The following is a 4,013-nucleotide window of genomic DNA, read 5'->3' on the forward strand; positions in this document are numbered from 1 at the left end:
GGCCGCCCTCACCTGGGCGTTGGCAAGCCGTCGCCGGGTGCGCCGGAACGGCCGGAAAGCGGGTAGCTCAAGATCCGGTGGGGTGGCCAGGTGGTGGAGCCGTCGAAGGATCGCAGCCAGGTCGGTGAGGTTCCCATGCTCGGCCCCGGTTCCTACCTGGCGCCAGAAGGTCACCACCCGGCCATCGATGACCAGCGGCTGATCGATGGCCGGGAGAAGGCGCACGGCCGGAAAATCGATGCTCGCGAACCACCGTGCTACGGCGACCTCTTTGGTCACGTCCGGTAGGTAGTCGACCGTTCGCGCGATCCGGGCGACCACCGGTGGCGAGTCGAGACAGATGATCGCGTTCTCGCCGAGCCGCATCGGCCGGGTTTTCTCCGCCGCCAGGCCGACCACGGCACAGGCATGATCGAGGGTTCGTAGCGCGTCGACCCAACCGAACCGGTCGCCGTCAGCGGCCGTCCGGCCGGAACCGTCGGCGGCGACCACGATCTCAGGTTAGCTGCTGGGCAATGACGATGCGCCGAATGATCACCCGGACGGGTACAGCGACGTTGCGCGCTGTGATTGCCCAGCCTGTCGGGGAAGCGACCGGAGCTACCGCAAGGGCGGAGTATCCTGCCCAGCATCACGCAATGCCACAGATTGCTCGCGTTACCGGATGTCCGGGCGAATCGATGGGCGGGGGAACAGTGCCGAACGAGCCTGGTGTAGATCTTGCCGTGGTGATCAGAGCGCTGCGTGCGCAGTTCACGCAGGCGTTGGCCGATGGCGCCGCAGGTGAGATCGACTTCGCGGTCGGTGAGATCAGTCTTGAGTTTCAGGTGGCGGTGACGACCTCGGGTGAGGTCACGACCGGTGCGAAGTTCTGGGTGTTGTCCGCGGATGCCGCAGGCAAACGTGACGTCGGTTCGGTACACCGACTGGCGGTCACGTTGACCCCGGGGCGACGGATGCCGGACGGCACCGTGGTGTCGTTGCACGTGGCGGACACCGTGCCGGACCTGCCGGCCTAGCGCAGGATCGGGGCTGATGGGGGGTATCTGGTGGGGCTTGACGCGGCTCGGATCGTCGAGGTGTACGCGGCCGGGAAGGTCGGCTCCGGGTATGCGGTGACGGACAGGCTGGTGCTGACCGCTGAACATGTCGTGGCGGCCGGCGCAGGTTCCTGCGAGGTCCGCCCGCTCGGGTCGGCGCAGTGGTTGAGCGCGGCGGTCGTCTGGTCGGATGAGTCGTGCGATGGTGCGCTACTGGAGGTCGCCGGCCAGCCGTGGGCGGCGGTGACGAGCGGCGTCGGGTGGGGTCGCCTGGATGAGCGGCGGGTTGACGCCGAACCCGTGAACGCGGTGACGGTCGGGTTTCCCTGGGTGAAGGCCCGTCCCGACGGGGTGCGCGGCAGCGAGTCAGCACTTGGCTCTGTGACGTGGGAGTTCAAAAGCGGCCGGCTGGATTTCTCGGTGCAGTCCCCGTCGCCACGGCTGCGCCAACCGTCACCGGACGGCGACCCGATGTCCGCGTGGGCGGGGATGTCCGGCGGGCCGGTGTTCGCCGGCGGTCTGCTGGTCGGGGTGGTCACCGACGACGCTCCCCGCTTCAACGGCCGGCTGATCGTCAGCCCGGTCGCTGGGCTGCTGGCGGCCGGGCTGGGCGCGCGGCTGGGGGAACTGACGGGCGGGCCGCCGCCCTCGCTGGAGGACCTGGCCGGGCCGGTGCGCATCGCGGCCGGTGCCGGCCGGGTCGTCGAGTTGACCGGGCCGTATGAGCCGCTGCCGGACTGGTCGGCGCCGGACGCCACGCCGGCCCGACTGCTGCGGCCGGAACACGGGGTAGTGCCGTTTATCGGCCGGGACGACATGGTCGACGAGCTGGTCGACTGGTGTGTCACCCCGGGCGCCGGGGTCCCGGCGCGCCGGGACCGTTTCCGCCTCACGGTCGTCACGGGTGGCGGTGGAACGGGAAAGACCCGGCTGGCCGCCGAGGTGTGCGCCCGCCTCCTCGGCAGAGGCCTGGATTGGGACGCAGGGTTTGTCCGGGAGCCTAAAGGCGCCGCCGGGTCGGTGGTGGACCGTGCGACGCTGCTGGTCGTCGATGACGCCGATCTCGCCGGACCGTTGCTCCCCGACCTCATCGATGCTCTGACCCGGTCGCGGGTGCGGGTCCGGCTGCTGCTGCTGGCCCGTCACCTCGACCTGACCGCCGGTTGGTGGAACACACTCGACCGGGACACCAAGGGCGCCGCCGGTGGGCTGTTGGACGGGGTTGTCGCGCTGTCCGACCGGCCGCTTGACGAGCAGGCCCGCGACCAGCACGCCGCCGCGGCCGCCGCCGCGTTCGCCCCCTTTGGCCGGGGCACCGAGCCTGCCTCGGTGCCCCGGCTGTCAGCCGAGGCGTTCGGCAATGCGCTCTTGGTCCACATGACGATGTTGCTGGCGACCGTGGACCGCGACGCGCTGCCCGATACCACCACCGGGGATGTCCGCGGCAAGATCCTGCATGGTGTGTTGAACCTGGAACGCGACCGCTGGTCGAAAGGCCTGCGTCACCGCGAGCTCGGCTCGTTCGCGGTGGAGGCCGACGACAGTCCCGCCGACGCGGCGGCCGTGCACGCGGTCGTCGTGACCACGCTCACCGCCCCGGTATCCCAGGCGGACACGGTCACCGTGCTGGGCGCGATAGCCAAGCTGGAGGGTGAAACAGCCCTCACCATTAGAATGATCTATTTATGGCTCCGGTCGGTGTACCCCGCGCCGGACGGCGGTGTCGGACCACTGCGCCCGGACCTGCTGGCCGAACAACTCCTCACCGAGACCGCCGGGCTCGCCGACCTCGCTGGCGCGGCCGTCTCGATCCTGCTGGCTACCCGTACCGAGGGAGCCGGCCGGCTGACCGATCAGGCCCACCGGTCCCTCGCCGGTCTGCTCGACGAGCTCACCCGGGCCGCCGGCCGCCCGCCGGTACGTACGGCGACCGAAGGCCTCCTCGACACCACCCTGCCCGACCTGGTCACCACCACCGTCGCCCACCGCAACGACGACCCGGCCTCTGCGCTACCCGCCGCTCTCGCCGGTGCCCTCACCGCCGCGCCCCGTCCCGTCAGCGCCCCCGCAGCGTTGGCCAGCCTGCCTCGCCCGAGCCGGGCGCTAGCCGAGCTCGCGGTCGTCCTCGCCGGGCAGACTGTCACCCACTACCGCCAGACCGCCGATACCAGCATCCAGGTGACCGCTGCTCTCGCGGGGTCGCTGAACGACCTGGCGATCTCGCTGTCGGAGGTGGGCCGGCGCGCCGAGGCGCTCGCCCCCGCCACCGAAGCGGTCGACCTCTACCGGCGGTTGGCCGAGGCCGCCCCCGACGCCTACCTCCCCGACCTCGCGATGTCGCTGAACAATCTGGCGGCCTTCCTGTCGGCGGTGGGTCGGCGCGCCGAGGCGCTCGCCCCCGCCACCGAAGCGGTCACCATCCGTCGGCGGTTGGCTGAGGCCGCCCCCGACGCCTACCTCCCCAACCTCGCGACGTCGCTGAACAACCTGGCGATCCGCCTGTCGGAGGTGGGCCGCCGCGCCGAGGCGCTCGCCCCCGCCACCGAAGCGGCCGATCTCTACCGGGGGTTGGCCGAGGCCGCCCCCGACGCCTACCTCCCCGACCTCGCGGCATCGCTGAACAACCTGGCGAACTCCCTGTCGGAGGTGGGCCGGCGCGCCGAGGCCCTCACCCCCGCCACCGAAGCGGTCACCATCCGTCGGCGGCTGGCCGAGGCCGCCCCCGACGCCTACCTCCCCGACCTCGCGATGTCGCTGAGCACCCTGGCGAACCGGCTGTCGGCGGTGGGCCGGCGCGCCGAGGCCCTCGCGCCCGCCACCGAAGCGGCCGACCTCTACCGGCGGCTGGCCGAGGTGGCCCCCGACGCCTACCTCCCCGACCTCGCGGCATCGCTGAACAACCTGGCGAACCGGCTGTCGGAGGTGGGCCGGCGCGCCGAGGCCCTCGCGCCCGCCACCGAAGCGGTCGACATC

At 71.6% G+C, this 4,013-nt stretch carries 3 protein-coding genes; 2 read left to right on the top strand and 1 reads right to left on the bottom strand.

From position 1 onward, the window contains the following. On the bottom strand, nt 1-492 hold a 492-nt coding region (locus U9983_RS24580; RefSeq protein ID WP_416211519.1), incomplete at its 3' end, for a phosphotransferase. A gap of 203 nt (nt 493-695) precedes the next feature. Between U9983_RS24580 and U9983_RS24585 the strand changes: the two genes are divergently transcribed. Both U9983_RS24585 and U9983_RS24590 read left to right on the top strand, forming a co-directional pair. Next, nucleotides 696-1,019: a trypco2 family protein gene (locus U9983_RS24585; protein WP_322756288.1), complete on the top strand. Its 324-nt coding sequence runs from the start codon at nt 696-698 to the stop codon at nt 1,017-1,019. Nucleotides 1,020-1,049: 30 nt separating this feature from the next. Next, a partial coding sequence (locus U9983_RS24590) for a tetratricopeptide repeat-containing serine protease family protein (RefSeq protein ID WP_322756289.1) occupies nt 1,050-4,013 on the top strand: 2,964 nt, incomplete at its 3' end.

The organism is Protofrankia sp. Cas3 (assembly GCF_963555955.1).
Taxonomy (GTDB): Bacteria; Actinomycetota; Actinomycetes; order Frankiales; family Frankiaceae; genus Protofrankia.